Source organism: Pseudomonas sp. C32 (genome assembly GCF_030417915.1).
Classification (GTDB): Bacteria; Pseudomonadota; Gammaproteobacteria; order Pseudomonadales; family Pseudomonadaceae; genus Aquipseudomonas.
Genome location: NZ_JAUHUK010000009.1, coordinates 1 through 26,518, shown reverse-complemented (window position 1 = coordinate 26,518; position 26,518 = coordinate 1). Strand labels below are relative to the sequence as shown.

At 59.9% G+C, this 26,518-nt stretch carries 25 protein-coding genes; 15 read left to right on the top strand and 10 right to left on the bottom strand.

Going from position 1 to position 26,518, the window contains the following annotated elements:
- The first annotated feature begins 2 nt into the window (after positions 1-2).
- The 3 genes from QYH43_RS12105 (at position 3) to QYH43_RS12095 (ending at position 2,063) form a co-directional block, all read left to right on the top strand.
- Positions 3-1,085, top strand: a complete 1,083-nt coding sequence (locus QYH43_RS12105) for a 5-(carboxyamino)imidazole ribonucleotide synthase (protein ID WP_095057864.1) — start codon at positions 3-5, stop codon at positions 1,083-1,085.
- Positions 1,086-1,198: 113 nt separating this feature from the next.
- Entirely contained in the window at positions 1,199-1,444 is a 246-nt protein-coding gene (locus QYH43_RS12100; protein WP_301157116.1) for a GlsB/YeaQ/YmgE family stress response membrane protein, read from the top strand.
- A gap of 82 nt (positions 1,445-1,526) precedes the next feature.
- Positions 1,527-2,063, top strand: a complete 537-nt coding sequence (locus QYH43_RS12095; protein ID WP_095057862.1) for a DUF3299 domain-containing protein — start codon at positions 1,527-1,529, stop codon at positions 2,061-2,063.
- Between the two features lie 75 nt (positions 2,064-2,138).
- On the opposite strand, the gene QYH43_RS12090 is transcribed toward QYH43_RS12095, so the two are convergent.
- Complete coding sequence (locus QYH43_RS12090) at positions 2,139-3,038, bottom strand: D-hexose-6-phosphate mutarotase (protein WP_095057861.1); 900 nt, start codon at positions 3,036-3,038, stop codon at positions 2,139-2,141.
- A 69-nt stretch (positions 3,039-3,107) separates the two neighbouring features.
- A complete protein-coding gene (locus QYH43_RS12085; RefSeq protein WP_053164119.1) occupies positions 3,108-3,512 on the bottom strand; it encodes an acyl-CoA thioesterase in 405 nt (134 codons plus the stop codon).
- A 372-nt stretch (positions 3,513-3,884) separates the two neighbouring features.
- On the opposite strand from QYH43_RS12085, the gene QYH43_RS12080 reads away from it, so the two are divergent.
- The 8 genes from QYH43_RS12080 (at position 3,885) to QYH43_RS12045 (ending at position 14,647) form a co-directional block, all read left to right on the top strand.
- Positions 3,885-5,183, top strand: coding sequence for an MFS transporter (locus QYH43_RS12080; RefSeq protein WP_095057860.1), 1,299 nt, complete (start codon positions 3,885-3,887; stop codon positions 5,181-5,183).
- A 235-nt stretch (positions 5,184-5,418) separates the two neighbouring features.
- Positions 5,419-6,420: a phosphate ABC transporter substrate-binding protein PstS family protein gene (locus QYH43_RS12075; RefSeq protein WP_095057859.1), complete on the top strand. Its 1,002-nt coding sequence runs from the start codon at positions 5,419-5,421 to the stop codon at positions 6,418-6,420.
- 465 nt (positions 6,421-6,885) lie between these two features.
- The gene (locus tag QYH43_RS12070) at positions 6,886-8,919 is read left to right on the top strand and encodes an ABC transporter permease subunit (protein ID WP_177408800.1); all 2,034 of its coding nucleotides are present in this window, start codon (positions 6,886-6,888) and stop codon (positions 8,917-8,919) included.
- Between the two features lie 16 nt (positions 8,920-8,935).
- A complete protein-coding gene (gene pstA / locus QYH43_RS12065; RefSeq protein WP_095057857.1) occupies positions 8,936-10,606 on the top strand; it encodes a phosphate ABC transporter permease PstA in 1,671 nt (556 codons plus the stop codon).
- A gap of 164 nt (positions 10,607-10,770) precedes the next feature.
- Positions 10,771-11,604: a phosphate ABC transporter ATP-binding protein PstB gene (gene pstB, locus QYH43_RS12060; protein ID WP_095057856.1), complete on the top strand. Its 834-nt coding sequence runs from the start codon at positions 10,771-10,773 to the stop codon at positions 11,602-11,604.
- A 120-nt stretch (positions 11,605-11,724) separates the two neighbouring features.
- Entirely contained in the window at positions 11,725-12,486 is a 762-nt protein-coding gene (phoU, locus tag QYH43_RS12055) for a phosphate signaling complex protein PhoU (RefSeq protein WP_008064514.1), read from the top strand.
- Positions 12,487-12,654: 168 nt separating this feature from the next.
- Positions 12,655-13,551, top strand: a complete 897-nt coding sequence (locus QYH43_RS12050) for a response regulator (protein ID WP_301157115.1) — start codon at positions 12,655-12,657, stop codon at positions 13,549-13,551.
- A 175-nt stretch (positions 13,552-13,726) separates the two neighbouring features.
- Positions 13,727-14,647 carry a peptidoglycan DD-metalloendopeptidase family protein gene (locus QYH43_RS12045; RefSeq protein WP_301157114.1) on the top strand — a complete coding sequence of 307 codons (921 nt, stop codon included), beginning with the start codon at positions 13,727-13,729 and terminating at the stop codon, positions 14,645-14,647.
- Between the two features lie 69 nt (positions 14,648-14,716).
- Here the strand turns inward: QYH43_RS12045 and QYH43_RS12040 are convergent, their stop codons facing one another.
- From QYH43_RS12040 to phoB, 3 genes are all read right to left on the bottom strand, one after another.
- Positions 14,717-16,057: a hemolysin family protein gene (locus QYH43_RS12040; RefSeq protein WP_095057853.1), complete on the bottom strand. Its 1,341-nt coding sequence runs from the start codon at positions 16,055-16,057 to the stop codon at positions 14,717-14,719.
- A gap of 124 nt (positions 16,058-16,181) precedes the next feature.
- A complete protein-coding gene (gene phoR, locus QYH43_RS12035) occupies positions 16,182-17,468 on the bottom strand; it encodes a phosphate regulon sensor histidine kinase PhoR (protein WP_256580321.1) in 1,287 nt (428 codons plus the stop codon).
- 75 nt (positions 17,469-17,543) lie between these two features.
- A complete protein-coding gene (gene phoB / locus QYH43_RS12030) occupies positions 17,544-18,233 on the bottom strand; it encodes a phosphate regulon transcriptional regulator PhoB (RefSeq protein ID WP_003229608.1) in 690 nt (229 codons plus the stop codon).
- A gap of 151 nt (positions 18,234-18,384) precedes the next feature.
- Between phoB and QYH43_RS12025 the strand changes: the two genes are divergently transcribed.
- Positions 18,385-18,768 (top strand): hypothetical protein, encoded by a 384-nt coding sequence (locus QYH43_RS12025; RefSeq protein WP_095057851.1) that lies wholly within the window; start codon positions 18,385-18,387, stop codon positions 18,766-18,768.
- A gap of 57 nt (positions 18,769-18,825) precedes the next feature.
- Here QYH43_RS12025 and ubiA read toward each other — a convergent pair whose 3' ends face one another.
- Positions 18,826-19,716, bottom strand: coding sequence for a 4-hydroxybenzoate octaprenyltransferase (ubiA, locus tag QYH43_RS12020; RefSeq protein ID WP_095057850.1), 891 nt, complete (start codon positions 19,714-19,716; stop codon positions 18,826-18,828).
- Positions 19,716-20,279, bottom strand: coding sequence for a chorismate lyase (locus QYH43_RS12015; protein WP_095057849.1), 564 nt, complete (start codon positions 20,277-20,279; stop codon positions 19,716-19,718). The genes ubiA and QYH43_RS12015 overlap by 1 nt, the downstream gene beginning before the upstream one ends.
- Before the next feature lie 200 nt (positions 20,280-20,479).
- On the opposite strand from QYH43_RS12015, the gene QYH43_RS12010 reads away from it, so the two are divergent.
- The 3 genes from QYH43_RS12010 (at position 20,480) to QYH43_RS12000 (ending at position 22,286) form a co-directional block, all read left to right on the top strand.
- Positions 20,480-20,647: a rubredoxin gene (locus QYH43_RS12010; protein WP_003437744.1), complete on the top strand. Its 168-nt coding sequence runs from the start codon at positions 20,480-20,482 to the stop codon at positions 20,645-20,647.
- Positions 20,648-20,667: 20 nt separating this feature from the next.
- Positions 20,668-21,816: an FAD-dependent oxidoreductase gene (locus QYH43_RS12005; protein WP_301157113.1), complete on the top strand. Its 1,149-nt coding sequence runs from the start codon at positions 20,668-20,670 to the stop codon at positions 21,814-21,816.
- Positions 21,817-22,010: 194 nt separating this feature from the next.
- Entirely contained in the window at positions 22,011-22,286 is a 276-nt protein-coding gene (locus tag QYH43_RS12000) for an HU family DNA-binding protein (RefSeq protein WP_003195589.1), read from the top strand.
- Positions 22,287-22,379: 93 nt separating this feature from the next.
- On the opposite strand, the gene QYH43_RS11995 is transcribed toward QYH43_RS12000, so the two are convergent.
- From QYH43_RS11995 to QYH43_RS11985, 3 genes are all read right to left on the bottom strand, one after another.
- Complete coding sequence (locus tag QYH43_RS11995; protein WP_301157112.1) at positions 22,380-22,775, bottom strand: DUF6124 family protein; 396 nt, start codon at positions 22,773-22,775, stop codon at positions 22,380-22,382.
- Positions 22,776-23,330: 555 nt separating this feature from the next.
- On the bottom strand, positions 23,331-23,669 hold the full coding sequence (locus QYH43_RS11990; protein ID WP_095057846.1) for a tryptophan synthase subunit beta: 339 nt from the start codon (positions 23,667-23,669) through the stop codon (positions 23,331-23,333).
- Between the two features lie 146 nt (positions 23,670-23,815).
- A partial coding sequence (locus QYH43_RS11985) for an Ig-like domain-containing protein (RefSeq protein ID WP_301157111.1) occupies positions 23,816-26,518 on the bottom strand: 2,703 nt, incomplete at its 5' end.

Genomic DNA, 26,518 nt, shown 5'->3' with positions numbered 1-26,518 from the left:
CGATGAAGATCGGTGTAATCGGTGGCGGCCAGTTGGGTCGCATGTTGGCGCTGGCGGGCACTCCGCTGGGCATGAACTTCGCTTTCCTCGACCCGGCGCCGGACGCTTGCGCGGCGGCGTTGGGCGAACACCTGCGTGCCGACTACGGCGATCAGGATCACTTGCGTCAACTGGCCGATGAAGTCGATCTGGTGACGTTCGAGTTCGAAAGCGTTCCAGCCGAAACCGTGGCGTTCCTGTCGCAGTTCGTGCCGGTTTATCCGAGCGCCGAGGCCCTGCGCATCGCCCGCGATCGCTGGTTCGAAAAGAGCATGTTCAAGGACCTGGGGATTCCAACCCCGGCGTTCGCCGACATCCAGTCCCAGGCTGATCTCGATGCCGCCGTGGCTTCCATCGGCCTGCCGGCCGTGCTCAAAACCCGCACCCTGGGTTACGACGGCAAGGGCCAGAAAGTCCTGCGCACCCCTGAAGACGTCGTCGGCACGTTTGCTGAGCTCGGTAGCGTGGCGTGCCTGCTGGAAGGCTTCGTGCCGTTCACTGGCGAAGTCTCGCTGATCGCCGTGCGCGCTCGAGATGGCGAAACGAAGTTCTATCCGCTGGTGCACAACACCCACGACAGCGGCATTCTCAAGCTGTCCGTGGCCAGCACCGATCACCCGCTGCAAGCCCTGGCCGAAGACTACTCCAGCCGTGTGCTCAAGCAGCTGAATTATGTCGGCGTGATGGCGTTCGAGTTCTTTGAAGTCGACGGTGGCCTGAAAGCCAACGAAATCGCCCCGCGTGTGCACAATTCCGGGCACTGGACCACCGAAGGCGCCGAGTGCAGCCAGTTCGAAAACCACCTGCGGGCCGTGGCCGGTCTGCCGTTGGGTTCGACGGCCAAGGTTGGCGAAAGCGCCATGCTCAACTTCATCGGTAAAGTACCGGACACCGAGAAAGTCGTGGCCATCGCCGATTGCCATCTGCATCATTACGGCAAGGCGTTCAAGGTCGGCCGCAAGGTCGGTCACGCCAACCTGCGTTGTGCAGACCGCGAGACGCTGGCCGCGCAGATCCTCAAGGTCGAAGCGCTCATCGCCGAATAGTTTCATGTGGCAGCGGTGGAACCATTGAGGTTGCACCGTTCTCTGATGGCAGGATGCCAAAGTCTGACTAGGCTTTGGCTAGGACTCAGCCAATTCAATCAGAGGGAAATGCCATGGGAATTATCGGAACCATCTTTATCGGCTTGATTGTCGGCCTGCTCGCGCGGTTCCTGAAACCGGGCGATGACAACATGGGCTGGATCATGACCATCCTGCTCGGTATCGGCGGTTCGCTGGCAGCCACCTACGGCGGCCAGGCCCTGGGTATTTATCATGCGGGTGAAGGTGCCGGCTTCATCGGTGCACTGGTAGGCGCTGTTGTATTGCTGGTGATCTACGGCCTGGTCAAAAAGAGCTGATTCAAGTGACAAACCCTCTCGGCCGTGCAAGCCGGGAGGGCTAGAATGCTCGGCGATTTCCTTATCCTTGCCGAGCACCTTCATGCGCCGTCTTCTGCTGACTTTTCTATTACTGGGTGCGGGCCTTGCCCATGCCGGCGAGCTGCCGGAAACCGACTGGCTCGACCTGATGCCCAAGTCGGACCAGAAAGCCCTCGAGGCCATGCCCGAAATCGATCACGACTCGCCCGAAGCCACTGGCACCTTTACCGAAAAGGGTGGGATGAAGCAGGCCAAAGGTTTGCCGGCGGTGATGTATTCGACCAAAACCGTGGCGTCGATGAACGACAAGAACATTCGTATCGGCGGTTATCCGGTGCCGCTGGAAACCGACGCCAAGGGGCACAGCACATTGTTCTTCCTCGTGCCGTATCCGGGCGCCTGCATCCATGTGCCGCCTCCGCCGCCCAACCAGTTGGTGCTGGTGCGGTATCCGAAAGGCTTGAAGCTGAACGATATCTACACGCCGCTGTGGGTGACCGGTACGTTGAAGGTCGAGAAGGTCAGCAATGATCTGGCTGATGCGGCGTATGCGCTGGATGCGGCGAAGGTCAGAGTCGTGGAAGAGTCGGATTTGTAAAAGTACTGTAGGAGCCGGCTTGCTGGCGAAAGCGATCTTGAGGGCGCCATCGCCGGCAAGCCGGCTCCTACAGGTTTACAGCGGTTTGCTACCGATACTCACGCCAAGGGTATGACTGGCACCCGGTGCCAGATTCACCACATCACCCATCACGTTCGCCGTCTCGATGCACAGCATGCGTTGCCAGCCATCGTCAGCCATGTCGCTGAACGCGGCGGCGCGAGCGATCCATGGATTCCAGATCACCGCCGAACGCGAGCCGCTGCTGGTGAGTTCAATGCGTCGTTCCCATTGCGGATCAACGATGCTCAATTGCGCCGGCGTGTCGAGGTAGATGCGGTCGGTTTCGCCGGCAAAATGCAGGTCACCGCGCTGGGTGACAGTTTTCCAGTCGTCCAGGGTCTCGATGTAGTTCAAACCATCGAGGCCTTCGACATGCACCTGGCGCACATCACTGACGGCGAAATAACTGTGCAGCGCCTGGCTGATGCTGACGGTTTCAGCGCCCTGGTTATGGCTGGTCAGGCTGATATGCAGTTGCTCATCCAGACGAATGCTCAGCTTCAAGTCCACCTGGTGCGGCCAGCCTGGCAGGCCACCTTCGGGGTAGGGCAGAAGGAACTCGATCTTCAGGCTTTCGCCTTCGGCTTCGATGCCGCCCAACTCCCAGTCCATCGCTCGCACCAACCCGTGAGCCGGCGGCGCTTCAGCGCTGACGCGCATCGCCTGGACACTTTGCGGATTGCGCGTCAGGTTGCCAAACCACGGCCAACAAACTGGCACGCCGGCGCGGATGCTCTTGCCGGTCTTGAACACGGCCTCGTCATTGAGCCAGATCAGCGGCGGCTCGCCCGCCAGTTGATAACTGAGGATGTGCGCGCCTTGCTGGGCCACCAGTAATTCGGCCTGACCGTGGCGGATACGCCAGCAGTTCAGTTCATCCAGTTTTACCGCTTCAACGTTGGGCGTGTTCATGGGACAGCTCTCGATCAGGAACAATGACGACTACAGACCGCAAAACAAACGCCAGGTTTAGAATCGCCTTCAGCGAGCCCTTGCTGGAACCGAGCGGGTGCGACCGCTGCCATCGATGGCGACGAACACAAACACCGCTTCGGTCACTTTACGCCACTCGCTGGACAACGGATCGTCGCTCCAGACTTCAACCATCATCTTGATCGAGCTGCGGCCGATTTCCAGCGCCTGGGTATAAAAGGAGAGCTGAGCACCCACCGCCACCGGCACCAGGAACGCCATACGGTCGATCGCCACGGTGGCGACGCGCCCGCCAGCAACCTTGCTGGCCATCGCCGTGCCTGCCAAATCCATCTGCGCCACCAGCCAGCCGCCGAAAATATCGCCGAAGCCATTGGTTTCGCGAGGAAGCGCGGTGATTTGCAGGGCCAGGTCGCCTTGCGGGATTGGATCTTCTTGTTCGAGCTCTATCATGCCGGGGGTGCCTCTGACCCGTGACTCTTCGTTGGTACTGCTGGTGGTAGCCGTCTTCGGGAAAAACGATTCAGCACCGAACATACTACGTTCGTCACGTTTTCCTAAGGCGTCTAAAGGGAAACTCTGCGAAATCGGCTGGCCTCGGTGAATGAGGCCAACGACGTCTTCGCACAGCAACCCCTCGAAAACCGGAGCAGGCTGCGAGTATATCGGTCGGTAGACTCCGAGACGACCGTCCGGTTCTCATTTTGACCGTCAAAAACGCACCTCTATGTGCTTTTTCGAACAATTTGCTATCGTGCCCGACCTGCCCAAGCCTCTACCAGCGTTGTTGAGGTTGCAAATCCGACTATAAGAGAAGCCCTTGCCATGACCCCAGCGCCCTCGAGCATCGCGCAACCCGAGCAACCCGCACGTCCATTGACCGGCAACGACTACAAGACGCTGTCGCTGTCCGCTCTGGGCGGTGCGCTTGAGTTCTACGACTTCATCATCTTCGTGTTTTTTGCCACCGTGGTGGGCAAGCTGTTCTTCCCGCCGGACATGCCCGAGTGGATGCGCCTGATGCAGACGTTCGGCATCTTCGCTGCCGGTTACCTGGCGCGGCCGCTGGGCGGCATTGTGATGGCGCACTTTGGCGACCTGCTGGGTCGCAAGAAGATGTTCACCTTGAGCATTTTCATGATGGCGGTGCCGACCCTGATCATGGGCCTGTTGCCGACCTATGCGCAGATTGGCCTGTGGGCACCGATCCTGTTGCTGTTGATGCGGGTGATTCAGGGCGCGGCGATTGGTGGTGAAGTGCCGGGGGCGTGGGTCTTTGTTTCCGAACACGTGCCGCAGCGTCACATCGGTTACGCCTGCGGCACCCTGACCAGCGGCCTGACGGCGGGGATCTTGCTGGGTTCTCTGGTCGCTACCGCAATCAACAGCATTTATACCCCGGTGGAAGTGGCGGATTACGCCTGGCGGATCCCGTTCCTGCTGGGCGGCGTGTTCGGCCTGTTCTCGGTGTACCTGCGTCGCTGGCTGCACGAAACCCCGGTGTTCGCCGAGTTGCAACTGCGCAAGGCCCTGGCCGAAGAAGTGCCGCTGCGTGCGGTGCTGCGTGACCATCGTGGCGCCATCGCGATTTCGATGCTGCTGACCTGGTTGTTGTCTGCCGCTATCGTGGTGTTGATCCTGATGACCCCGACCGTTCTGCAAACGGTCTATCACTTCTCGCCCACCACGTCCCTGCAGGCGAATAGCGTGGCGATCGTGTTCCTGAGTTTTGGCTGCATCGTTGCCGGCGCACTGGCCGATCGCTTCGGTGCGGGACGCGTCTTCGTCTTTGGCTGTGCGGCGTTGCTGGCCAGTTCCTGGACCTTCTACCACAGCCTGGCCGACCATCCCGACTGGCTGTTCCCGATGTACGCCCTGACCGGTCTGCTGGTCGGCACCATCGGCGCGGTGCCGTACGTGATGGTCAAAGCGTTTCCGCCGGTGGTGCGCTTCAGCGGTCTGTCGTTCTCCTACAACGTGGCCTACGCGATTTTCGGCGGCCTGACGCCGATGGTTGTCAGCTTGCTGCTCAAGGAGAGTGCAATGGGCCCCGCTTATTATGTGGCGGTGCTGTGCGGGGTCGGGATTGTGGTGGGTGCGTATCTCTGGAAGAAGGGTCGCTGATTTCGACTTTTTCATTGTCTGTACCGGCCCAATCGCCAGCAGGCTGGCTCCCACAGTTGAAATGCATGCCAAGTGTGGGAGCCAGCCTGCTGGCGATTGAGGGCGGCGCGAATCATCCTGCAAATAACCGAATGCTGGCCTTTCATCCAATTGTCATATTTCAGCCATAGAGTGTTCACACGGCCTGCTGATACTTGGCCCCGACTTAACACACCCTATCTGCTAGGAGTAAGGCATGAAACTGAAGCGTTTGATGGCGGCAATGACTTTTGTCGCTGCTGGCGTTGCGACTGCCAACGCGGTTGCCGCTGTTGACCCTGCTATCCCGAGCTACACCAAGACCACTGGTGTGTCGGGCAACCTGTCCAGCGTTGGTTCCGATACTCTGGCCAACCTCATGACCCTCTGGGCTGAGAACTACAAAAAAGAATACCCGAACGTAAACATCCAGATTCAGGCCGCTGGCTCCGCCACTGCGCCACCTGCGCTGACTGAAGGCACCTCCAACCTGGGCCCGATGAGCCGCAAGATGAAGGACACCGAACTGGCTGCCTTCGAGCAGAAGTACGGCTACAAGCCAACCGCTATCCCGGTTGCCGTGGACGCCCTGGCTGTTTTCGTTCACAAGGACAACCCGATCCAGCACCTGACCATGGAACAAGTCGACGCGGTCTTCTCGTCCACTCGTCTGTGCGGCGCTAAAGCCGACGTGAAAACCTGGGGTGACCTGGGCGTGACCGGCGACCTGGCCAACAAGCCGGTTCAACTGTTCGGTCGTAACTCGGTATCCGGCACTTACGGCTACTTCAAAGAAGAAGCCCTGTGCAAAGGCGACTACAAGCCAAACGTGAACGAACAACCAGGTTCGGCTTCGGTCGTGCAGTCGATCAGCTCCTCGCTGAACGGCATCGGTTACTCGGGCATCGGCTACAAGACCGCTAGCGTGAAGACCGTGCCTCTGGCCAAGAAAGGCAGCCAGGACTTCGTCGAAGACACCGAAGAAAACGCCCTGAACGGCAAGTATCCTCTGTCGCGCTTCCTGTACGTCTACGTCAACAAAGCCCCGAACAAGCCTCTGGCCCCGCTGGAAGCCGAGTTCGTGAAACTGATTCTGTCCAAGCAGGGTCAGGAAGTTGTGGTGAAAGACGGCTACATCCCACTGCCGGCCAAGGTTGCTGCAAAAGCACTGGCTGACCTGGGTCTGAAAGAAGGCGGCCCTGAAGTCGCAAAAAAGTAAAACCCTGAGTCCGGGCTAGTCCCGGACTCTGTAGGAGCCGGCTTGCTGGCGATGGTCATCCATCCGCAGAAAATGTGTCGGATGTACCATTTTCGCCAGCAAGCCGGCTCCTACACCCCCAAATTTCTCTATCCGCTGCTGGCTACCCCCAGCGGCGGATTTGTCGCGTCACTGCACTGTCATCTTTCTGTCATACAGGATCGCTAGGGTGTGCGAATGAATGATCTGGCCAATTCCAACATGACTACTAATCCCCCCAAGCGGATTGATTTCAATACGCCTGAGTTGCAACGCAAGCGCCGCATCCGCGCGCTCAAAGATCGGCTGACTCGCTGGTACGTCCTCGTGGGCGGCCTCGCTGTTCTCGGCGCGATCACCCTGATTTTCTTCTTCCTTGCCTACGTCGTTGCGCCCCTGTTCCAGGGTGCCAGCCTGACGTCCAAGGACGCCATCACGCCAGCCTGGATGCAAGACGCCGGCAAGCCGTTGATGTTCTCCCTGGAAGAGCAGAACCAGGTGGCCATGCGGGTTTCCGACAAGGGCCAGGCATTGTTCTTCGATATCGACAGTGGCGCCGAACTCAAGCGCGTCGATCTGCCTGTTCCGGCCGGTACCACCGTAACCTCCATCGGTAAAGACCAGCCAGGGCAACCGTTGGTAGCCGTGGGCTTGTCCAACGGCCAGGCACTGGTGTTCCGCCACACTTACAAAGTCAGCTACCCGGACGGCAAGAAAACCATCTCGCCGGCCATCGAGTATCCGTATGGCGAAGCGCCAATCGCGCTGAACGAAGCCGGCGGTGCCCTTGAGAACGTCAGCCTCAACGCCAACGATTCGACCCTGATGCTGGTCGGCTCCACCGGTTCGCAACTCAATGTTCTGTCGCTGACCAGCGAAGAAAACATGATGACCGGCGAAGTCACCAACGAGCAGAAGCGCATCGACCTGCCGCAAATGACCGAGCCGGTGAAGAACATCTTCGTCGACCCGCGTCAGCAGTGGCTGTACGTGATTAACGGGCGTGCCCAGGCCGACGTGTTCAGCCTGCGCGACAAGAGCCTCAACGGGCGCTACAAATTGCTGGAAAACGCCGACGCTGAAATCACCGCCAGCACTCAACTGGTGGGCGGTATCTCGCTGATCCTTGGCGATTCCAACGGCGGTCTGGCCCAGTGGTTCATGGCGCGTGACCCCGATGGCGAACAACGTCTGAAGCAGATCCGTACCTTCCAGATGGGCACCACGCCTATCGTTGAAATTACCGCCGAAGAGCGCCGCAAGGGTTTCATTGCACTCGACGCCTCCGGCAAGCTCGGCGTGTTCCACAGCACCGCCCACCGCACTTTGCTGGTGGAGCCGGTTGTTGAAGGCAAGGGTGTTTTCGGTCTGTCGCCTCGCGCCAACCGCCTGATCGTGGAAGCCGGTGGCAAGCTTCAACCGCTGCTGCTCGACAACCCGCACCCGGAAGTCTCGTGGAGCGCGTTGTGGAGCAAGGTCTGGTACGAGAACTACGACGAGCCTAAGTACGTCTGGCAATCGACCGCCGCCAACACCGACTTCGAACCGAAACTGAGCCTGTCGCCGCTGACCTTCGGTACCTTGAAAGCGGCGTTCTACGCGATGCTGCTGGCCGCTCCGCTGGCCGTTGCGGCGGCGATCTACACCGCGTACTTCATGGCTCCGGGCATGCGCCGCAAGGTCAAGCCGGTGATCGAGCTGATGGAAGCGATGCCGACGGTGATCCTCGGCTTCTTCGCCGGCCTGTTCCTCGCACCGTATGTGGAAGGGCATTTGCCGGGCATCTTCAGCCTGCTGATGCTGCTGCCGATCGGTATTCTGGTTGCCGGCTTCGCCTTCAGCCGCCTGCCTGAGTCGATTCGCCTGAAAGTCCCTGATGGCTGGGAAAGCGCCTTGCTGATCCCGGTGATCCTGTTCGTGGGCTGGCTCTCGCTGTACATGAGCCCGTTCATGGAGAACTGGTTCTTCGGCGGCGACATGCGCATGTGGATTTCCCACGACCTGGGCATCACCTACGACCAGCGCAACGCACTGGTGGTCGGTCTGGCCATGGGCTTCGCGGTTATCCCGAACATCTACTCCATCGCCGAAGACGCCGTGTTCAGCGTGCCACGTGGCCTGACCCTGGGCTCTCTGGCCCTCGGTGCGACGCCGTGGCAGACGATGACCCGCGTGGTGATCCTCACCGCCAGCCCGGGCATCTTCTCGGCACTGATGATCGGCATGGGCCGTGCGGTCGGTGAAACCATGATCGTGTTGATGGCCACCGGTAACACCCCGGTCATGGAAATGAACCTGTTCGAAGGCCTGCGCACCCTGGCCGCCAACGTTGCGGTGGAAATGCCCGAATCGGAAGTCGGCGGCAGCCACTACCGCGTGCTGTTCCTCTCGGCGCTGGTGCTGCTGTTGTTCACCTTCATCATGAACACCCTCGCAGAACTGATTCGTCAGCGTCTGCGCAAGAAATACTCGTCGCTTTAAGCAAAGGTAGAAGTCTGTGAAACAGAACTCCCTGAAAGGATGGTTCAAGAGCGGCGCCCCCGGCGTCTGGATCAGCGGTGGCGCGGTGTCCATCGCGGTCATCATGACCATTGGCCTGCTGGCAGTGATTGCCGTGCGCGGTCTGGGTCACTTCTGGCCGGCGGACCTGATCCACGCCAGCTACGACGTACCGGGCCAGGCTAATCACCTGGTCATCGGTGAAGTGGTCCAGAAAGAAGAAGTGCCACGTGCGCGTCTCAAGAGCGCGGGCCTGCCAGTGCCGGACCAAGGCCCTGAGTTCATGACCCGCGAGCTGATCAAGGTCGGCAACCGTGACTTGAACGGCACCGACTTCACCTGGATCGTCGGCGAATGGCTGACCAACCAGAAGACGCCACCTGAGCTGATGGCTATCGAGCGTCGTGAATGGGGCAACTTCTACGGCTACCTGGTCAACGTCAAACAGGATGGCAAGGTCATCGCCGAAGGCGAGGCATCGTGGCCTGAGCTGCAAGCGCGGATCGACCGCGTGAACGGGCTTGCTGCGCAACTGAAGTCGCTGGAAAAGACCGACATCGGCGCGATCAACGCCGGTCTCGAACGTATCCGCCTGCACACTCGCAAACTGGAACTGGAAGGCAAGCTCGATGCCGCCGCGCAAGCGGACATGGAATCCGAGCGCGCCGAGCTGAATGCGCGTTATCAGGACGTTGAAGCGCGCTTGGCCGATCTGCATGCGCAGTTCAACCGCGACAGCCTGACCGCCCGCGACGCCAACGGTAAAGAAGTCGAAATCGGCCTGGGTAAAGTGGTTCACGCCTACCAGCCGAACGCCATGGGCACGTTCACCAAGATCGGTTTCTACTTCAGCAAGGTCTGGGAATTCCTGAGCGACGACCCGCGTGAAGCGAACACCGAAGGCGGGATTTTCCCGGCGATCTTCGGCACCGTGATGATGACCCTGATCATGGCGATGATCGTGACCCCGTTCGGCGTGCTGGCGGCGGTGTACCTGCGTGAATACGCCAAGCAGAACGCGTTGACCCGCATTATCCGCATCGCGGTGAACAACCTGGCGGGTGTTCCGGCCATCGTTTACGGCGTGTTCGGTCTGGGCTTCTTCGTTTACGTGCTGGGGGGTTCGGTCGACCGTCTGTTCTTCCCTGAAGCATTGCCGGCACCGACTTTCGGTACACCGGGTCTGCTCTGGGCTTCGTTGACCCTGGCGCTGCTGGCGGTGCCGGTGGTGATCGTGGCGACCGAAGAAGGTCTGGCGCGGATTCCTCGCACCGTGCGTGAGGGCTCGCTGGCCCTGGGCGCGACCAAGGCTGAAACCCTGTGGAAGATCGTGCTGCCGATGGCCAGCCCGGCCATGATGACCGGCATGATCCTCGCCGTGGCCCGTGCCGCCGGTGAAGTGGCGCCGCTGATGCTGGTGGGTGTGGTGAAACTGGCGCCGTCGTTGCCGCTGGACGGTAACTACCCGTACCTGCACCTGGACCAGAAGATCATGCACTTGGGCTTCCACATTTATGACGTCGGTTTCCAGAGCCCGAACGTCGAAGCCGCACGACCGCTGGTCTACGCCACGGCGCTGCTGCTGGTGCTGGTGATCGCGACGTTGAACCTGTCGGCGGTCTACATCCGGAACCACCTGCGCGAGAAGTACAAAGCGCTGGATAGCTGATCAACCCTGTAGGAGCCGGCTTGCTGGCGAAGGCATCACCATGGTGAGCCTGCTGGACCGAGTTGCCAGCATCGCCAGCAAGCCGGCTCCTACAAAGAATTGTGTAACCCGCGGGCACGGCCCGCGGTCTACTGAACCGAATTTGTTAGCACAGGGAGCCTCCCATGCAGCACGAAACACATACCCACGGCATCAACATGTCGGCGCTGGGTCGCGACAAGCAGAGCCTGAACCTCGAGCAGGAAACCGTAGCCATCGAAGTGCCGGGCCTGAGCCTGTTCTACGGTGACAAACAAGCGCTGTTCGACGTCAGCATGAACATCCCGAAACAGCGCGTGACCGCCTTCATCGGCCCGTCCGGCTGCGGCAAGTCCACGCTGCTGCGGACCTTCAACCGCATGAACGACCTGGTCGATGGCTGCCGCGTGGACGGGGCGATCAACCTGTACGGCAACAACATCTATCGCAAGGGCGAAGACGTGGCCGAGCTGCGCCGTCGCGTCGGCATGGTGTTCCAGAAGCCGAACCCGTTCCCGAAAACCATCTACGAGAACGTGGTCTACGGCCTGCGTATCCAGGGCATCAACAAAAAGCGTGTCCTTGATGAAGCCGTTGAGTGGGCGTTGAAAGGCGCGGCACTCTGGGAGGAAGTCAAAGACCGTCTGCACGAGTCGGCACTGGGCCTGTCCGGTGGTCAACAGCAACGTCTGGTGATCGCCCGCACCATCGCCGTAGAGCCGGAAGTGCTGCTGCTCGACGAACCGTGCTCGGCACTCGACCCGATCTCCACGCTGAAAGTCGAAGAGCTGATCTACGAGCTGAAATCCAAGTTCACCATCGTCATCGTGACCCACAACATGCAGCAGGCCGCGCGGGTTTCCGACTACACGGCGTTCATGTACATGGGCAAACTGGTGGAATTCGGTGATACCGACACCCTGTTCACCAATCCGGCGAAGAAGCAGACCGAAGACTACATCACGGGCCGATACGGCTAGCCGAACAGCCGCCAGCTACAAGCTACAAGCGGCAAGATAGAAGCGGTGCGATTTCAGGATTTATACATAACTGCTTGAAGCTTGCAGCTTGAAGCTTGCAACTTTCGCGGAGCGAAAAAGATGATTAGTAAAGAAGGCCTTACCCACCACATTTCCGCGCAGTTCAACGCCGAACTGGAGGAAGTGCGCAGCCACCTCCTGGCCATGGGCGGGCTGGTCGAGAAGCAGGTCAACGACGCGGTGACCGCGCTGATCGAGGCCGATTCCGGCCTGGCCCAGCAGGTGCGCGAGATCGACGACCAGATCAACCAGATGGAACGCAACATCGACGAAGAATGCCTGCGCATTCTGGCCCGTCGTCAGCCGGCCGCGTCTGACTTGCGTCTGATCATCAGCATCTCCAAGTCGGTGATCGACCTGGAGCGCATCGGTGACGAAGCGACCAAGATTGCCCGTCGCGCCATTCAGTTGTGCGAAGAAGGCGAAGCGCCACGCGGTTACGTCGAGGTTCGCCACATTGGCGACCAGGTGCGCAACATGGTTCGCGATGCATTGGACGCGTTCGCCCGTTTCGACGCCGACCTGGCGTTGTCGGTGGCGCAGTACGACAAGATCATCGACCGCGAGTACAAGACAGCCCTGCGTGAGCTGGCGACCTACATGATGGAAGACCCGCGCTCTATCTCGCGAGTCTTGAGCATTATCTGGGTGCTGCGTTCGCTGGAGCGCATCGGCGACCACGCGCGCAATATTTCGGAGCTGGTGATTTACCTGGTGCGCGGTACCGACGTGCGACACCTGGGCCTCAAGCGCATGAAGGAAGAAGTTGAAGGAACCAGCGGCGAAACCGCTAATGTTCCGGGCAAATCTGACGATAAGTAAGGTTGCCCACGTAAAGCGCCCGGCCTTTTGGCCGGGCGTTTTCGTTTGCGGCTCACGAATTCGAAAAGCAGCACCCCGCGAACGAAAAGTCCGGCGTGACTGAAGGTTTTTGGCAAAGTGCCATCAGCAAAGCGGTATGCTGGCCGGGATTTTTTAAAGGGGTTTTGGATGAGTAAGGTCAGTGTGTTGGTCGTGGACGATGCCTCGTTCATTCGTGACCTGGTGAAGAAGTGCCTGCGCAACTATTTCCCCGGCATGCGGATCGAAGACGCGGTCAACGGCAAAAAGGCGCAAGCCATGCTGGCCAAGGAAGCATTCGACCTGGTCCTGTGCGACTGGGAAATGCCCGAAATGTCCGGCCTTGAACTGCTGACCTGGTGCCGCGAGCAAGACAACCTCAAAACCATGCCCTTCGTCATGGTGACCAGCCGTGGCGACAAAGAGAACGTCGTCCAGGCAATTCAGGCCGGAGTTTCCGGCTATGTCAGCAAGCCGTTCACCAACGAGCAGCTGCTGACCAAGGTCAAACAGGCGCTGCACAAGGTCGGCAAACTCGATGCCTTGACCAACATCGCCGCCACCAAGACGAGCCCGGCCTTTGCCAACGACTCCTTGAGCGCATTGACCGGTGGCAAGCCTGCCGTGGTTGCTGCACCTGCCGCCGCGCCTGCCCGTGGCTTGCTCAACAGCCCTTCGGTCAAGGCCCCGGTGGCTGCCGCCGCCGGAGGAGGGCGTGGTCAGGGTCAACTGCGGTTGCCCAATGGCATTCAGCAATGCGTGATCAAAGCCTTGAGCCTCAAAGAGGCGTTGTTGTTGGTCAAGCGCACCGAGACCCTGCCGCAAATCCTCGACAGCGCCGTGCTGGACCTCGAGCAAGGCGACAACGCTGAAGTCGCCCGTCTCAACGGCTACCTGCACGCGGTCGTCGCCCACGAGCCAAAACCTGACAGCGACTGGCTGCAATTGACCTTCCGCTTTGTCGATCAGGATGCGCAGAAACTCGACTACATCTCCCGCCTGATTGCCCGAGGCACGGCGCAGAAACACTTCATTCCAGGCGCTTGAGGTGTGTCGCCTGATAGGCCCCATTGTCGGATCGCCGCGTGGAGCGAGCTCGCGATGGGGCCATCACGGCTACCGCACATCTGCTGAACACGCGTTCTGAAACATCTGCCGACTAGCCGGGTCCATTGCAGCTGCTAGGCTGAGTTCCAGGCCTAACTCGACAGAGCCTTTGCCCATGTTCACGCGCCTGCTGTTTTTATGTGGCCTATTCATGGTCGCCACCTCGGCCGTGGCGATGACCATCTACAAGTCCAAAGACGTCTATGGCGTGGTCACCTACAGTGACCGCCCCAGCAAAGGCGCCCACGTGTTCGTTTTTCGCGATCGCATGGAGGAGCACCTTGAGCGCCAGGTACGCCTCATCGTCACGAAGAAAAACGGCGTGCACAGTGTGTACGTGCGCAATGACCTGTATGCGCCGGTAGAGGTTGAATTGAGTTTCGCCGGGGTGAAGAACGCCAGCGGGGTGCCGAAGCGGACGATTCGGCGGGTGATACCGCTACGCTCCAGTGTTCGTCTGGCGCAGCTCACGGCGACCAATGCTGGAAAGCCCCTCGCGTATGTCCCGACGTTCAAATACTCCCTGGGCGACCCCTCAGGGCCCATGGTGGGTTATCGGTATCCATTGCCCTGGCGTGGCGGGCCGTTCCGGATAAGCCAGGGCGCCAATGGCCCCTACAGCCACTTCGGCCCCAAGAGCCGTTATGCGATAGACATTGCGATGCCTGAGGGCACGCCGATCATTGCCGCCCGAGGCGGGGTGGTGGTGAAAACCGAGAACAGACAGCGCGGGCGCGGCAGCGATGCATCCGGCAATTTCGTGCGGGTGTTGCACGAAGACGGGACCATGGGGGTTTACCTGCACTTGAAGAAAGGCTCGGTAAAGGTTCGAGAAGGGCAACAGGTGGCGGTGGGCAGTGCCTTGGCGCTGTCGGGCAACACCGGCAACAGCACCGGGCCGCATTTGCACTTTGTGGTGCAGCGCAATACCGGGCTGGGGCTGGTATCGATTCCGTACCAGTTCAACCAGCCGGTGAGCGCACTGCCCAACTTTGCGTTGGGCAGTAGGAGCCGGCTTGCTGGCGATGAACGATAACGCGGTATCACATGACACCGCGGCGCACCCATCGCCAGCAAGCCGGCTCCTACAGGTTCGCGAAAGACGTCAATCCAGCATCAACACCTTGGCCAGAACGATCTTCGGTCCTTTCATCTTCTTGATGATGATCCGCAAACCTTCGACTTCCAGCACTTCTTCCTCTTCCGGAACCCGTTTCAGGCTTTCGTAGACCAGCCCGGCGAGGGTTTCGGCTTCGACGTGGTCGAGGTCGATGCCCAGCAGGCGCTCAACCTTGAACAGCGGCGTATCGCCCCGTACCAGCAGCTTGCCCGGTTGATAGGCGAGAATGCCGCGTTCGGCCTTGCGGTGTTCGTCCTGAATGTCGCCCACCAGCACTTCCAGCACGTCTTCCATGGTCAGGTAGCCGATGATGTTGCCATCGGCCTCTTCGACCACGGCGAAGTGCGAGCCACCCTTGCGGAACTGTTCCAGCAATTGCGACAGCGGCATGTGCCGCGACACACGCTCCAGCGGGCGGGTCAGTTCAGCCAGGTTGAACGACTCCGGGATGTGGTCCAGGGCTGCCAGTTCCAGCAGCAGGTCCTTGATGTGCAGCAGGCCGACGAACTCCTGGCGCTCGCTGTCGTACACCGGATAACGGCTGAACTTGTGGCGACGGAACATCGCCAGAATTTCCTTGAGCGGTGCGTTGAACTCCAGGGTCACCAGGTCTTCGCGGGAGTTGGCCCAGTCGACCACTTCCAGCTCGCCCATTTCCACTGCCGAAGCCAGTACGCGCATGCCTTGGTCACTCGGGTCCTGGCCACGGCTGGAGTGCAGGATCAGTTTCAGTTCTTCACGGCTGTAGTGGTGCTCGTGATGCGGGCCGGGCTCACCCTGGCCGGCGATGCGCAGAATGGCGTTGGCACTGGCGTTGAGCAGGTAAATGGCCGGGTACATGGCCCAGTAGAACAGGTACAGCGGCACGGCGGTCCACAGCGACAGCAATTCGGGTTTGCGGATGGCCCAGGATTTCGGGGCCAGCTCGCCGACCACAATGTGCAGGTAGGAAATGATGAAGAACGCGGTGAAGAACGACACGCCCTTGACGATCTCGGCCGACTCGACGCCGACGGCGCTCAGCAACGGCTCAAGAATGTGCGCGAAGGCCGGCTCACCGACCCAGCCAAGGCCCAGGGAAGCCAGGGTAATACCCAGCTGACAGGCCGACAGGTAGGCATCGAGCTGATTGTGCACGGTGCGCAGGATGTGCCCGCGCCAGCCGTTCTGTTCAGCGATGGCCTCGACCCGGGTCGAGCGCAGTTTGACCATGGCAAATTCCGCCGCAACGAAGAATCCGTTGAGCAAAACCAGGATCAAAGCAAAAAGAATCATGCCGAAGTCGGCGAAAATGGTAGCGAGGGTCAAACCAGGGGAAGGGTCCATGATGGAGTTTTGCGGGTTCCGTGTAATTCAAAAGGGAAGAAAAAATCGCGCCTGAAAGGCAGGCACAAGTCAGCCAATGTAGCGGCTGACTTGTCGATTGCCTAGTGGCGCGTGCTGGCCGGTATCAATCCGTGGTGCTGATAAGCCGGGATCGAGTGACCTGGGCCGGTGCGAAATGGCAGGTAAAGGTGCTGCCGTGACCGGGCACGCTGCTGATTTCCATCCGCGCGCGGTGGCGCAGCAGTACGTGCTTGACGATTGCCAGCCCAAGGCCGGTGCCGCCGGTGTTGGAGTTGCGGCTGGAGTCGACGCGATAGAAGCGTTCGGTCAGGCGCGGCAGGTGTTTGCTGTCGATACCGATCCCGGAATCCTGCACGCTCAGGTGTGCACCCTGGTCATCGCCCCACCAGCGAATGCGGATATTGCCTTCGGCCGGGGTGTACTTCACCGCGTTGAACACCAGGTTGGAAAACGCGCTACGCAATTCGGCTTCGCTGCCCTTGAGCAGAATCGTCGCATCGGCTTCCAGGGTGATGCGCTGGTTTTTCTGCCCCGAGAGCTGTTGGGCATCACTCTTGATCGATTGCAGCAAACCGTCGATGGGCACGGGCTGGTTGTCCGACGGGTAATCGGTGGCTTCCAGTTTGGCCAGCAGCAGCAAATCGTTGAGCAGTGTCTGCATGCGCCCGCCCTGTTGCTGCATCTGCTGCAGGGCTCGGGTCCAGCGCGGGTTCACTTCCTCGACGTTGTCGAGCAGGGTTTCCAGGTAGCCGCAGATCACCGTCAGCGGCGTGCGCAGCTCGTGGGAGACGTTGGCGATGAAGTCTTTGCGCATCTGTTCCAGCTGATGAATGCGCGTGACGTCGCGTACCAGCATCAGGTGCTCGTTGTTGCCGTAGCGAGTGATGTACAGCTGGATACGCACGCGGTCGTTGGTCGGCGAAGGGATTTCCAGCGGTTCGGCGTAGCTGTCCTGCTCGAAGTATTCCTTGAAGCGCGGATGGCGCACCAGGTTGGTCACCGGTTGGCCGCTGTCTTGCGGGGTCTTGAGGCCCAGCAGGGTTTCGGCGGCGCGGTTCCACCACTCCAGGTTGCCATCGGAGTCGAGCATGATCACCGCATCTTTCAGCGCAGCGGTGGATTCCTGAACTCGGTCGATCACCGCTTGCAGGCGCCCGCGCACCCGTTGGTCGCGGCGTTGCAGGTGATAGATGCTGTCGAACACCTCGCCCCACAGGCCGTAGCCGTCGGGTGGCGCTTCATCGGGTTTGTGCAGGCGCAGCCATTCGTGCAGGCGCAGCAACTGTTTGAGGGTCCAGGCCAGGTAGATTCCCAGGCCAACGGCAAGGCTCCAGCCGTAGTAGCCGGTGATCAGGCCGATCACCAGGCAGGCGGTGACCAGTAGCAGCATGTGGCGAATCAGGGTGCCATGCCAGTTTTGATTCACGGAAAATTTGCGTCCTTGTCAGCGAGTCTGGCGGTCGGATCAGGCTTTGGTCGAGAACCGATAGCCAGTGCCGCGCACGGTTTGTACCAGATTTTCGTAAGCATCGCCGAGGGCTTTGCGCAGACGGCGGATGTGCACGTCGACGGTGCGCTCTTCAACGTAAACGTTGCCGCCCCAGACCTGATCCAGCAACTGGCCACGGGTGTAGGCACGTTCCTGGTGGGTCATGAAGAATTGCAGCAGACGGTATTCGGTCGGGCCCATCTCGGCAGGACGGCCGTCGATGGTCACGCGGTGGCTGATCGGGTCCAGCAGCAGGCCACCGACTTCAATCGGGGCCTCGCCATCGGTCGGGCCGGCGCGGCGCAGCACGGCCTTCAGGCGTGCCACCAGCTCGCGAGGGGAAAACGGTTTGGTGATGTAGTCGTCGGCGCCAACTTCCAGGCCCTGGATCTTGTTGTCCTCTTCACCCTTGGCGGTGAGCATGATGATCGGGATGTCCCCGGTCAGTTCATCACGCTTGAGGCGTCGCGCCAGCTCGATGCCAGACGTGCCGGGCAGCATCCAGTCGAGCAGGATCAGGTCCGGTTTGCGGTCGACGATAATGGCATGGGCCTGCTGTGAGTTCTCTGCCTCCAGGCAGTCATAGCCGGCCATTTCCAACGCCACGGCGATCATTTCGCGAATGGGCGCTTCGTCATCGACGATCAGAATGCTCCTGCCAACCATGCCTTAATCCTCTTGTCATTTAACTGTCTTGCGCCGCATTAGATAACGGAATTATTGCAGTCGTGTGACAGTATTTTAGCCGCCCGGTGATTGGCTGGATCCTGAACTAAGCTTTAAGTCCGAATCCTGACAACCACAAAGGAAGGTTTCCATGACACAACACGCGCATTCCTTTAAAGCGTTGCTACTGGCGGCCGCGCTGCTGTTGCCTTCGATGGCCTTTGCTGGCGAACCGGCGATGATGAAAGACGGCATGATGACCGACCATAAAGGCATGACCTTGTACACCTTCGACAAGGACACGGGTGGCAAGTCGGTGTGCACCGGGCAATGCGCAGAAAACTGGCCGCCGCTGAAGGCCGAGGCGGGCGCCAAGCCTGAAGGTAAATGGACAGTCATCACCCGTGACGACGGGACGATGCAGTGGGCTTACGGTGGCAAGCCGCTGTACTACTTCGTCAAGGACAAAGCGCCCGGAGACATGACGGGCGACAAGATGAAAGACGTCTGGCACGTCGTCCGCGAACATATGTAAATCGCAAAATGATCGCAGCCTTCGCAGGCGCTGCCGAAGGCTGCGATCTTTCAACGGTCACCGCAACGCATAATCCAGCACAATCCCGGCAAAAATCGCCAACCCCGCCCAATGGTTGTGCAAAAACGCCTTGAAGCAACGTATCCGGTCCTTGTCGCGGGTGTACCAGAATTCCCAAGCAAAGCAGCCCGCCGCCGTCAGCAAGCCGAGGTGGAACCAGCCGCCAAGGTCGAACTTCGACCCCGCCAGCAACAGGCAACCCAGCGCCAACCCTTGCAGGGTCAGGATGATCACGCGGTCCGCCTCGCCAAACAGAATCGCGGTAGATTTCACCCCGATCTTCAGGTCGTCATCGCGGTCGGTCATCGCGTAATACGTGTCGTAACCCACCGTCCACATCAGGTTGGCGATCCACAGCAACCAAGCGACAGCTGGCAATTCACCGGTTTCTGCGGTGAACGCCATCGGCATGCCCCAGGAAAACGCCGCGCCCAGCACCACTTGCGGGTAATAGGTGTAGCGCTTCATGAACGGGTAACTGAACGCCAGCGCCAGCCCGCCCAGCGACAGCCAGATCGTGGCGGCGTTGGTGCACAGCACCAGCAGGAAACTCACGCCCATCAGCAGCGCAAAGAACACCAGCGCTTCTTTGGAGCTGATCTTGCCGCTCACCAGCGGGCGTTGCTCGGTGCGTTTCACGTGGCCATCGACCTTGCGGTCGGCCCAGTCGTTGATCACGCAACCGCCTGCGCGGGTCAGCACCACGCCGAGGACGAAAATCACGATGTTCGCCAATGAAGGCGAGCCCTTGCCGGCAATCCACAACGCCCACAGCGTCGGCCACAGCAGCAGGTAAATGCCGATCGGCTTGTCCATGCGGGTCAACTGAATGAAATCCCACGCCCGTGGGTTCAAGCGGTTCAGGGACTTGAGCAGGCTCTGGTACATCAACGGTTCTCCGGTTGGACGCCGGCGGCGTTCCACAGGGTCGGCAGGAAAATTTCAGCCACCAGGATGCTCAACGCACCCCGATCGAAACGCGAACGGCGGCCCCATAATTCAGGTGCCCGCACGTCGCTCGGCAACCACGCTTGCGGGTAATGGCAAACCTCAATGGCCTGGCGCTGGAACGCCCGGTCGCAAAACAGCAATTCGCCCAACGAGCGGCTGCCCAGTTCATCCATGTGCAAGCCGTCGCCTTGCAAGGCACTGCGTGATGCCACGCTGCGGGCGAACACCCACGTTTCGCCATGACCACGCAAATACACCTCGCGCACCCAGCCTTCACTGCCTTCGGCCAGGTCCAGCGCAGCGCATTCATCGGTGCGCAGCGGCTGCCAGCCTTCGAACAGCGGTGTGACGCTGAAGGCATCATTCGACAGGTGAATAAGGCGTCGGGTCAGCGAGCCTTCGTCGAAAAGCCAGTCCAGAATGGGGGCGTCGGGAAGGCGCGCCAATCGGCTGCGGGAGAGCCAGAGCGGGGCCGGGGAGGGGGAGTCTGTGTGTTGCACAATGAGTCATTATTGGCAGCAAATGAGGCGGCGAGCTTACCATGTCAGCCACCGATATTGATTCAACGGCCCGCCGTTGCGCCGAACAGGCTTGCATCTGCCGGGCTCGATCAGTACAAAACGCCCTGAGCCGGACGGCAGCGCTTCAACCATCGACCGTTCGCGCCGGCAAAACGCCTGAAACCTGAGGAAGTACCTGAATGAAAAAGTGGCAATGTATCGTCTGCGGCCTGATCTACAACGAAGCCGACGGCTGGCCGGATGACGGCATTGCGCCTGGCACTTTGTGGCAGGACGTGCCCGAAGACTGGCTGTGCCCGGACTGCGGCGTGGGCAAAATGGATTTCGAAATGATCGAAATCAACTGATCAAACATTGGGAGTTAGGAATGAACGCACCTGTCGTAATCGTTGGCACCGGGCTCGCTGGCTACAACGTGGCCCGCGAGTTTCGCAAACTCGATAGCGAAACCCCGCTGCTGCTGATTACCGCCGATGACGGGCGCTCCTACTCCAAACCGATGCTCTCCACCGGTTTTGGCAAAAACAAAGACGCCGACGGCCTGAGCATGGCCGAACCCGGCGCCATGGCTGAGCAACTGAAGGCCGAAGTGCGCACCCATACGCGCATCAGCGGCATCGACCCGGGCCACAAGCGCCTGTGGATCGGCGAAGAAGCGGTGATCTACCGCGACCTGATCCTGGCCTGGGGCGCCGAAACCGTGCGCGTTCCGATTGAAGGCGACGCCGCCGATAGCGTGTTCCCGATCAACGACCTCGAGGACTACGCCCGTTTTCGCGCCGCAGCGGCCGGCAAACGCCGTGTCTTGCTGCTCGGTGCCGGCCTGATCGGCTGCGAATTCGCCAACGACCTGACCTCGGGTGGCTACGAAGTGCAACTGGTTGCCCCGTGCGAACAAGTCATGCCGACCCTGCTGCACCCGGCCGCCGCCGCCGCGGTGCAGGCTGGCCTCGAAAGCCTTGGCGCACGTTTCCACCTCGGCCCGGTGCTCAATCGCCTGCAAAAAGTGGCGGACGGCCTGGAGGCGCACCTGTCCGAGGGCCAGGTGATCCCGTGCGACGTGGTGGTCTCGGCCATCGGCCTGCGCCCACGCATCGACCTGGCCGCAGCGGCGGGCTTACAGGTCAATCGCGGCGTGATGGTCAACCGCCACCTGCAAACCTCCCACGCCAACATCTACGCCTTGGGCGACTGCGCCGAAGTCGACGGCCTGAACCTGCTGTACGTCATGCCCCTGATGAGCTGTGCCCGGGCGCTGGCCCAGACCCTCGCCGGCAACCCGACCGCCGTGACCTATGGTCCGATGCCAATCACCGTGAAAACCCCGGTGTGCCCGTTGGTGGTTTCCCCGCCACCACGGGGTGCAGAAGGTATTTGGACCGTCGAAGGGCAGGGCGCCGACATCAAGGTTTTATGCCGCGATGCCTCGGGCAAACTGCTCGGTTATGCCCTGACAGGCGCGGCCGTGATGGAAAAACTGGCCTTGAACAAAGAGCTTCCGGCTCTGTTGGCGTAAATACTGGTCGTTCTGTCGGAATCACCCCCCTTTTGCCCTAACAATGGCCGCGTCGATACTGGCGCGGGGCCTCGCTGCGTGCCATCCTCACTCCCGTCTGCCGCAGAGTAGAGCACCTGCGGCGCTTTGGGCGCTGCTCCGCAGAGAGCAGCACGGACATAACAACAACAAACCGTCAAAGGGGCTTCACTCATATGCGTAAACCAGATCTCGCCGCCGCCATTGCTGAAAAAGCAGACCTCACCAAAGAGCAAGCCAACCGCGTTCTCAACGCCGTGCTGGAAGAAATCACCGGCGCCCTGCACCGCAAAGACAGCGTAACGCTGGTGGGCTTCGGCACCTTCCTGCAGCGCCACCGCGGTGCCCGCACCGGCAAAAACCCGCAAACCGGTGAACCCGTCAAAATCAAGGCCAGCAACACCGTAGCGTTCAAGCCAGGTAAATCGTTGAAAGACAGCGTTAATCCGTAAGTGATATCCACCGCTCGCGTATCGCGGGACGGCATTAAAAATGGGCACGCCAATCAGGTTGGGTGCCCATTTTTTTGTTTCTGGTTCAGCGGATCAGCCCGCCTGGCCTTGTTGCCTGGCAATGATCGCGGCCATTTCGGGTTCATTCAGATGATCCAGTGCCTGCTCTATCAACAAATGCACCCCGTCGGCCATGCGGCTGACCGCCAACGCAATGGAGCGGCGTGAGCCATCCACATCGTCTGCGAGGCCGGCGGCGATGGCGCTGATGGACAGCAAATCTTCTGAGGCGTTGGCCAGGAGTGCTTCAGTGTTGATGCCCGGGCAGACGCTGAAGAGTTGGCCGTTGCGCTTGGGCGGTTTCTTTTCTGCCGGTGGAATGTGAGGGTCGAGGGCGCGTTCGGCGGCTTCGTGAAGCGTGTGGGCGTCGAGGGGTTCGTAGGGCGATGCCGGATCTGTTTCCGGCGGATTGGGTGTCACCTTGAACATGTTTGCAAACTCCCTGAATGGAGCCGCAACCGCCTCGCTACTAAACGAAGTGGGTGGCAGCTGTACGCAGGTTAGTAGACCGGGGGAGTTAGCAAAACCGGCGCACCCGAAGGCGCCCTACGCACAGCCACCATCAAGTGCAGACCTATGAGCCTGACTGACGAGAACGCTATGCACCTTGCTAACAACCCATGGGCTACTAAACCCGATCACTGATAGGCAGTGACGGGGATCAAGTTACTGAGCTGCGCCAAGGCGCACAAGCCGGCGGATTCTGGCGCAACTGTAGGCAAAGGCACAAGGTGTTGTGGCTTTCATGAAGTAACTATGAAGGCCGCTAAACAAGGTTTATCGGGTTGTGTTTTCTGGGTGTAGGAAGAGCGTTTTCGCGTGATGAAACCGCCCAAAACATCGAGGAAAAATCCGACGTTTTGCCAGGGTATTAGCAGCGAAGAAGACCAAGCCCAAGGCTTGATGGCGGTCAGCAAGACCGAGTGATACTCATCGCGGAAAAACCCGCGATGGCGTCAGTACAGGCAACGATGGCGGGGGGGGTTAGATCAACCCTCCCTCATCTTCATCAATCAAATGGCTCAAGCCTCCCAACGCTTCACGGGCCTGGGTTCGGTCCATGAGCTTGGCTTGTGCCGCCGGTGGCAGGTCGGTGACGCGGATTACACCTTTCTGGGTCAGCACCTGAATCAAGTCGTCGAGTACCCGGATCATTTCCGAGTCGCTTCGCTTGAGGTGGTTCAGGCTGTGCTCAACGGTTTCGTTGGCGTACCAGGCCTGGATTTCATGATGGTCGGCCGACAGCGTTTCCGTGGCCTCGGCATAAGCCGCGGCTTCCACGCGAACCAATTGGCCTTGCGCATCGCGTTGCACGTAAAACATTGAGCATCCCTCAGAATGAACCAGCGTCATGCTGTCAGCAGCATAGGCCAACTGCACGCCAGTATGAGGCGCGCCGACGAAATCGTCATCGGGCCTTGATCACAAACGTGACGGCCGCCCCACAAGGGGCGGCCGTTATTTGTGCATCAGCTGTTGTTATGGTCGACCTTAATGGTCGGGTCGCTACCGGCAATCAGGTTGTGCAGGTTGGCGGATGACCAGTTGTTGCCTTCCAGTTTGATCGTCACGTCCGGCGTAGCGGCGGCTGCGTTGCCCGAGTTGAACTGGCCTGTGCTGCTGACTTGTAGTACGCCAGCGTCCGTGATCTTCAGGAAGTTGTCGATGGTGCTGCCGGTTTCACCCTGCAACAGATCGCGCAGGTCGATGCGATCGCCTTGGTCGGCGTTGAAGTCCTTGATCACGTCGTTGCCGGTATCGCCTGCTTTCCAGACGAAGGTGTCGCCACCCAGGCCGCCGATCAGGGTGTCATTGCCTTTTCCACCCAGGAGAACGTCATCGCCGGTACCACCGAGCAGAATGTCATTGCCGGTACCGCCGTCGAGAGTGTCGATGCCACCCTGGCCAAAAATGATGTCGTTGCCGGCACCACCCAACAGCGTATCGCCGCCATCATGAGCGCCAGACACATCGAACACGTTGTAATGCTCGGTGATGTACTGGTGCACGTTGCTTGGGGTGACTTGGCTGGTCTCGGCGCCGGTTTGCAGGCCGACGAAAGACTGAAGCGCGGTGTAGCCCTCACCGGTTACGCCATTGAAGCTCACCAGGTCGCCGAAAATCAGGTCATTGCCTTCGCCGCCGCTGATGGTGTCATTGCCCGGCAGTGTGGCCGCGCTGTGGCCAAGAATCGCGTTGGCCAGATCTGACGGGTCGATGTTGGCCAACGGCTTGCCAGCGGTGGTGTTGTACGGGGCCAGTTGGTTTTCGTGGACGCTGTTGTTCAGCCCGATGGCTTGAACAGTGGAATTGGCAGCGGCCAGTAACGCAAATGCCGCTGCCGCATGGCTGGCAGAGGTACTGACAGAGGAAAAACCACTGTTGTAGGACAGCTCGTAGGTGCCATCGCCTTGCGCATGAATTGTCCCATCGAGCAAGGACGATGACCATTTGCCTTTGTTGTTTTGGCTCCATTTGTACACATTGCCGTCGGAATCGATCAACGTACGAACGACACCTTCGATCTTTGTGGTGAACACATTGCCTGGCTGGTAGTTAACAAATTTCAACAGCCCGTCTAGCGTCGCGTCCGGGGTGCTGTTTTGTTTTTCGTGGTAGTCGACGAGGACCGGGTTGACCTGTTCATTGCTGGTGTAAGCGGTCGGCTCACCGTCGGTAATGAAGTAGGTGAGGTTGATCACATTCGCGTTGCTCATCGCATCGGCGCTTTTGAACCAGTTGGCGGTGGTTTTGAACACGTCCTCGTAGTTGGTGTTGCCACCCGATTCCATGTTCTTGAGAATGGACTTCAATTGATCCAGAGCGCCATTTTTCGACAGGTCGACCGCAACCGATTCCCTGACCGTCGAATCGAAGTCCACGAGGAAGACTTTCACGACGCCCGGGTTGCCGTCTTTCGACGTTGCACTGGCAATCAGCGAGTTAAACACCGCTTCCAGGGATTTCTTCGCCGCCGCCATGGAGGCATCACCCATACTGCCCGAGCTGTCGACCATGAACGCGATGTTGTAATTCTGGCCCGGTACGACCGACAGCCCACCGATGTCGGCAACAATGATGTCGTTGCCGTTGGTGCCGCTGAAATTGTCATCTCCTGCTGTGCCAGTGACCGAGTTATAGACCGCAGGATTAATCGTGATCGGAATTTGAGTCGTATTGCTGGCCGAATCACCCGTGCTTTCGGTCGAGACTGCCGTAACTGTCAGCGTGTTGGTGCCGGTGGCATACGGAGCCGGCGTGTAGCTCAGCTTGCTCACATCCCATCCGTTGAGGTTGACGACAGCGTTGCCGGTCGTGCCGGTAAAGGTATGGATGCCGTCGGTCAGCGTCGCACCGACCGGGATGCCGCTGATCGAGGTGATGGTCTGGGTTTCAGAGCCATCCGTATCCACGGACGTAACCTTCAGACCCAACGCAATGCTGCTGTTCTCGGCCACCTGAGTCGTGGTGGCGGTCACGATCGGTGCATCGGCAACGGCGGTCACACTGATGTCCAGCGTCGCAGTCGAACCGGTGCTGGTGATGTAGGTCACCGTCGGAACCTTGCCGCTCCAATTGCTGGCAGGGGTAAAGCTGTATTCACCGTTGGCACCGAGCGTCAGCCTGCCGACGTTGGCGATGGTGGCCGTGCCCCCTGCTGTGTACTCGATGCCACCCACCGTGAACTTGGCAACGCTGAGAGCGTTATCCACATCGCGGTCGTTGGTCAGTACGTTACCGGTCGCGACCTTGTCCTCAAGGACAAAGGTGACATCGGCAGCCAGCACGCTCGGGTCATCGACCGGCGTGACGTTGATGTTCAGCGTCGAGGTGTCGTTGGTGCCTGAACCGTCGGTGACGGTGTAGGTCACGGTCGGCACGGTGCCGTTGTAGTTGACGGCTGGCGTGAAGGTGTAGGCGCCGGTTGCAGCAATGATCAAGGTGCCGACGTTGGCGATGGTCGCAGTGCTGCCGGCGGTATAGGTGGTCGAACCGATGGTGAAGTTCACCACGCTGACCGGGCCGTCGACGCTGGTGGTGTCGGCGAGGACGCTGCCGGTGAGGGCGGTGTCTTCCAGGGTCGAGTGGTTTTCGTTGGCGTCGGTGAAGCTGTCGTCGACCGGCGTGACGCTGATGTTCAGCGTCGAGGTGTCGTTGGTGCCTGAACCGTC

What these genes read in the sequence shown, in the direction of transcription:
- QYH43_RS12105 (WP_095057864.1), top strand. Translation starts at nt 3, where the DNA reads ATGAAGATCGGTGTAATCGGTGGCGGCCAGTTGGGTCGCATGTTGGCG.
- QYH43_RS12100 (WP_301157116.1), top strand. Translation starts at nt 1,199, where the DNA reads ATGGGAATTATCGGAACCATCTTTATCGGCTTGATTGTCGGCCTGCTC.
- QYH43_RS12095 (WP_095057862.1), top strand. Translation starts at nt 1,527, where the DNA reads ATGCGCCGTCTTCTGCTGACTTTTCTATTACTGGGTGCGGGCCTTGCC.
- QYH43_RS12090 (WP_095057861.1), bottom strand. Translation starts at nt 3,038, where the DNA reads ATGAACACGCCCAACGTTGAAGCGGTAAAACTGGATGAACTGAACTGC.
- QYH43_RS12085 (WP_053164119.1), bottom strand. Translation starts at nt 3,512, where the DNA reads ATGATAGAGCTCGAACAAGAAGATCCAATCCCGCAAGGCGACCTGGCC.
- QYH43_RS12080 (WP_095057860.1), top strand. Translation starts at nt 3,885, where the DNA reads ATGACCCCAGCGCCCTCGAGCATCGCGCAACCCGAGCAACCCGCACGT.
- QYH43_RS12075 (WP_095057859.1), top strand. Translation starts at nt 5,419, where the DNA reads ATGAAACTGAAGCGTTTGATGGCGGCAATGACTTTTGTCGCTGCTGGC.
- QYH43_RS12070 (WP_177408800.1), top strand. Translation starts at nt 6,886, where the DNA reads ATGCAAGACGCCGGCAAGCCGTTGATGTTCTCCCTGGAAGAGCAGAAC.
- pstB (WP_095057856.1), top strand. Translation starts at nt 10,771, where the DNA reads ATGCAGCACGAAACACATACCCACGGCATCAACATGTCGGCGCTGGGT.
- phoU (WP_008064514.1), top strand. Translation starts at nt 11,725, where the DNA reads ATGATTAGTAAAGAAGGCCTTACCCACCACATTTCCGCGCAGTTCAAC.
- QYH43_RS12050 (WP_301157115.1), top strand. Translation starts at nt 12,655, where the DNA reads ATGAGTAAGGTCAGTGTGTTGGTCGTGGACGATGCCTCGTTCATTCGT.
- QYH43_RS12045 (WP_301157114.1), top strand. Translation starts at nt 13,727, where the DNA reads ATGTTCACGCGCCTGCTGTTTTTATGTGGCCTATTCATGGTCGCCACC.
- QYH43_RS12040 (WP_095057853.1), bottom strand. Translation starts at nt 16,057, where the DNA reads ATGGACCCTTCCCCTGGTTTGACCCTCGCTACCATTTTCGCCGACTTC.
- phoR (WP_256580321.1), bottom strand. Translation starts at nt 17,468, where the DNA reads ATGCTGCTACTGGTCACCGCCTGCCTGGTGATCGGCCTGATCACCGGC.
- phoB (WP_003229608.1), bottom strand. Translation starts at nt 18,233, where the DNA reads ATGGTTGGCAGGAGCATTCTGATCGTCGATGACGAAGCGCCCATTCGC.
- QYH43_RS12025 (WP_095057851.1), top strand. Translation starts at nt 18,385, where the DNA reads ATGACACAACACGCGCATTCCTTTAAAGCGTTGCTACTGGCGGCCGCG.
- ubiA (WP_095057850.1), bottom strand. Translation starts at nt 19,716, where the DNA reads ATGTACCAGAGCCTGCTCAAGTCCCTGAACCGCTTGAACCCACGGGCG.
- QYH43_RS12010 (WP_003437744.1), top strand. Translation starts at nt 20,480, where the DNA reads ATGAAAAAGTGGCAATGTATCGTCTGCGGCCTGATCTACAACGAAGCC.
- QYH43_RS12005 (WP_301157113.1), top strand. Translation starts at nt 20,668, where the DNA reads ATGAACGCACCTGTCGTAATCGTTGGCACCGGGCTCGCTGGCTACAAC.
- QYH43_RS12000 (WP_003195589.1), top strand. Translation starts at nt 22,011, where the DNA reads ATGCGTAAACCAGATCTCGCCGCCGCCATTGCTGAAAAAGCAGACCTC.
- QYH43_RS11995 (WP_301157112.1), bottom strand. Translation starts at nt 22,775, where the DNA reads ATGTTCAAGGTGACACCCAATCCGCCGGAAACAGATCCGGCATCGCCC.
- QYH43_RS11990 (WP_095057846.1), bottom strand. Translation starts at nt 23,669, where the DNA reads ATGTTTTACGTGCAACGCGATGCGCAAGGCCAATTGGTTCGCGTGGAA.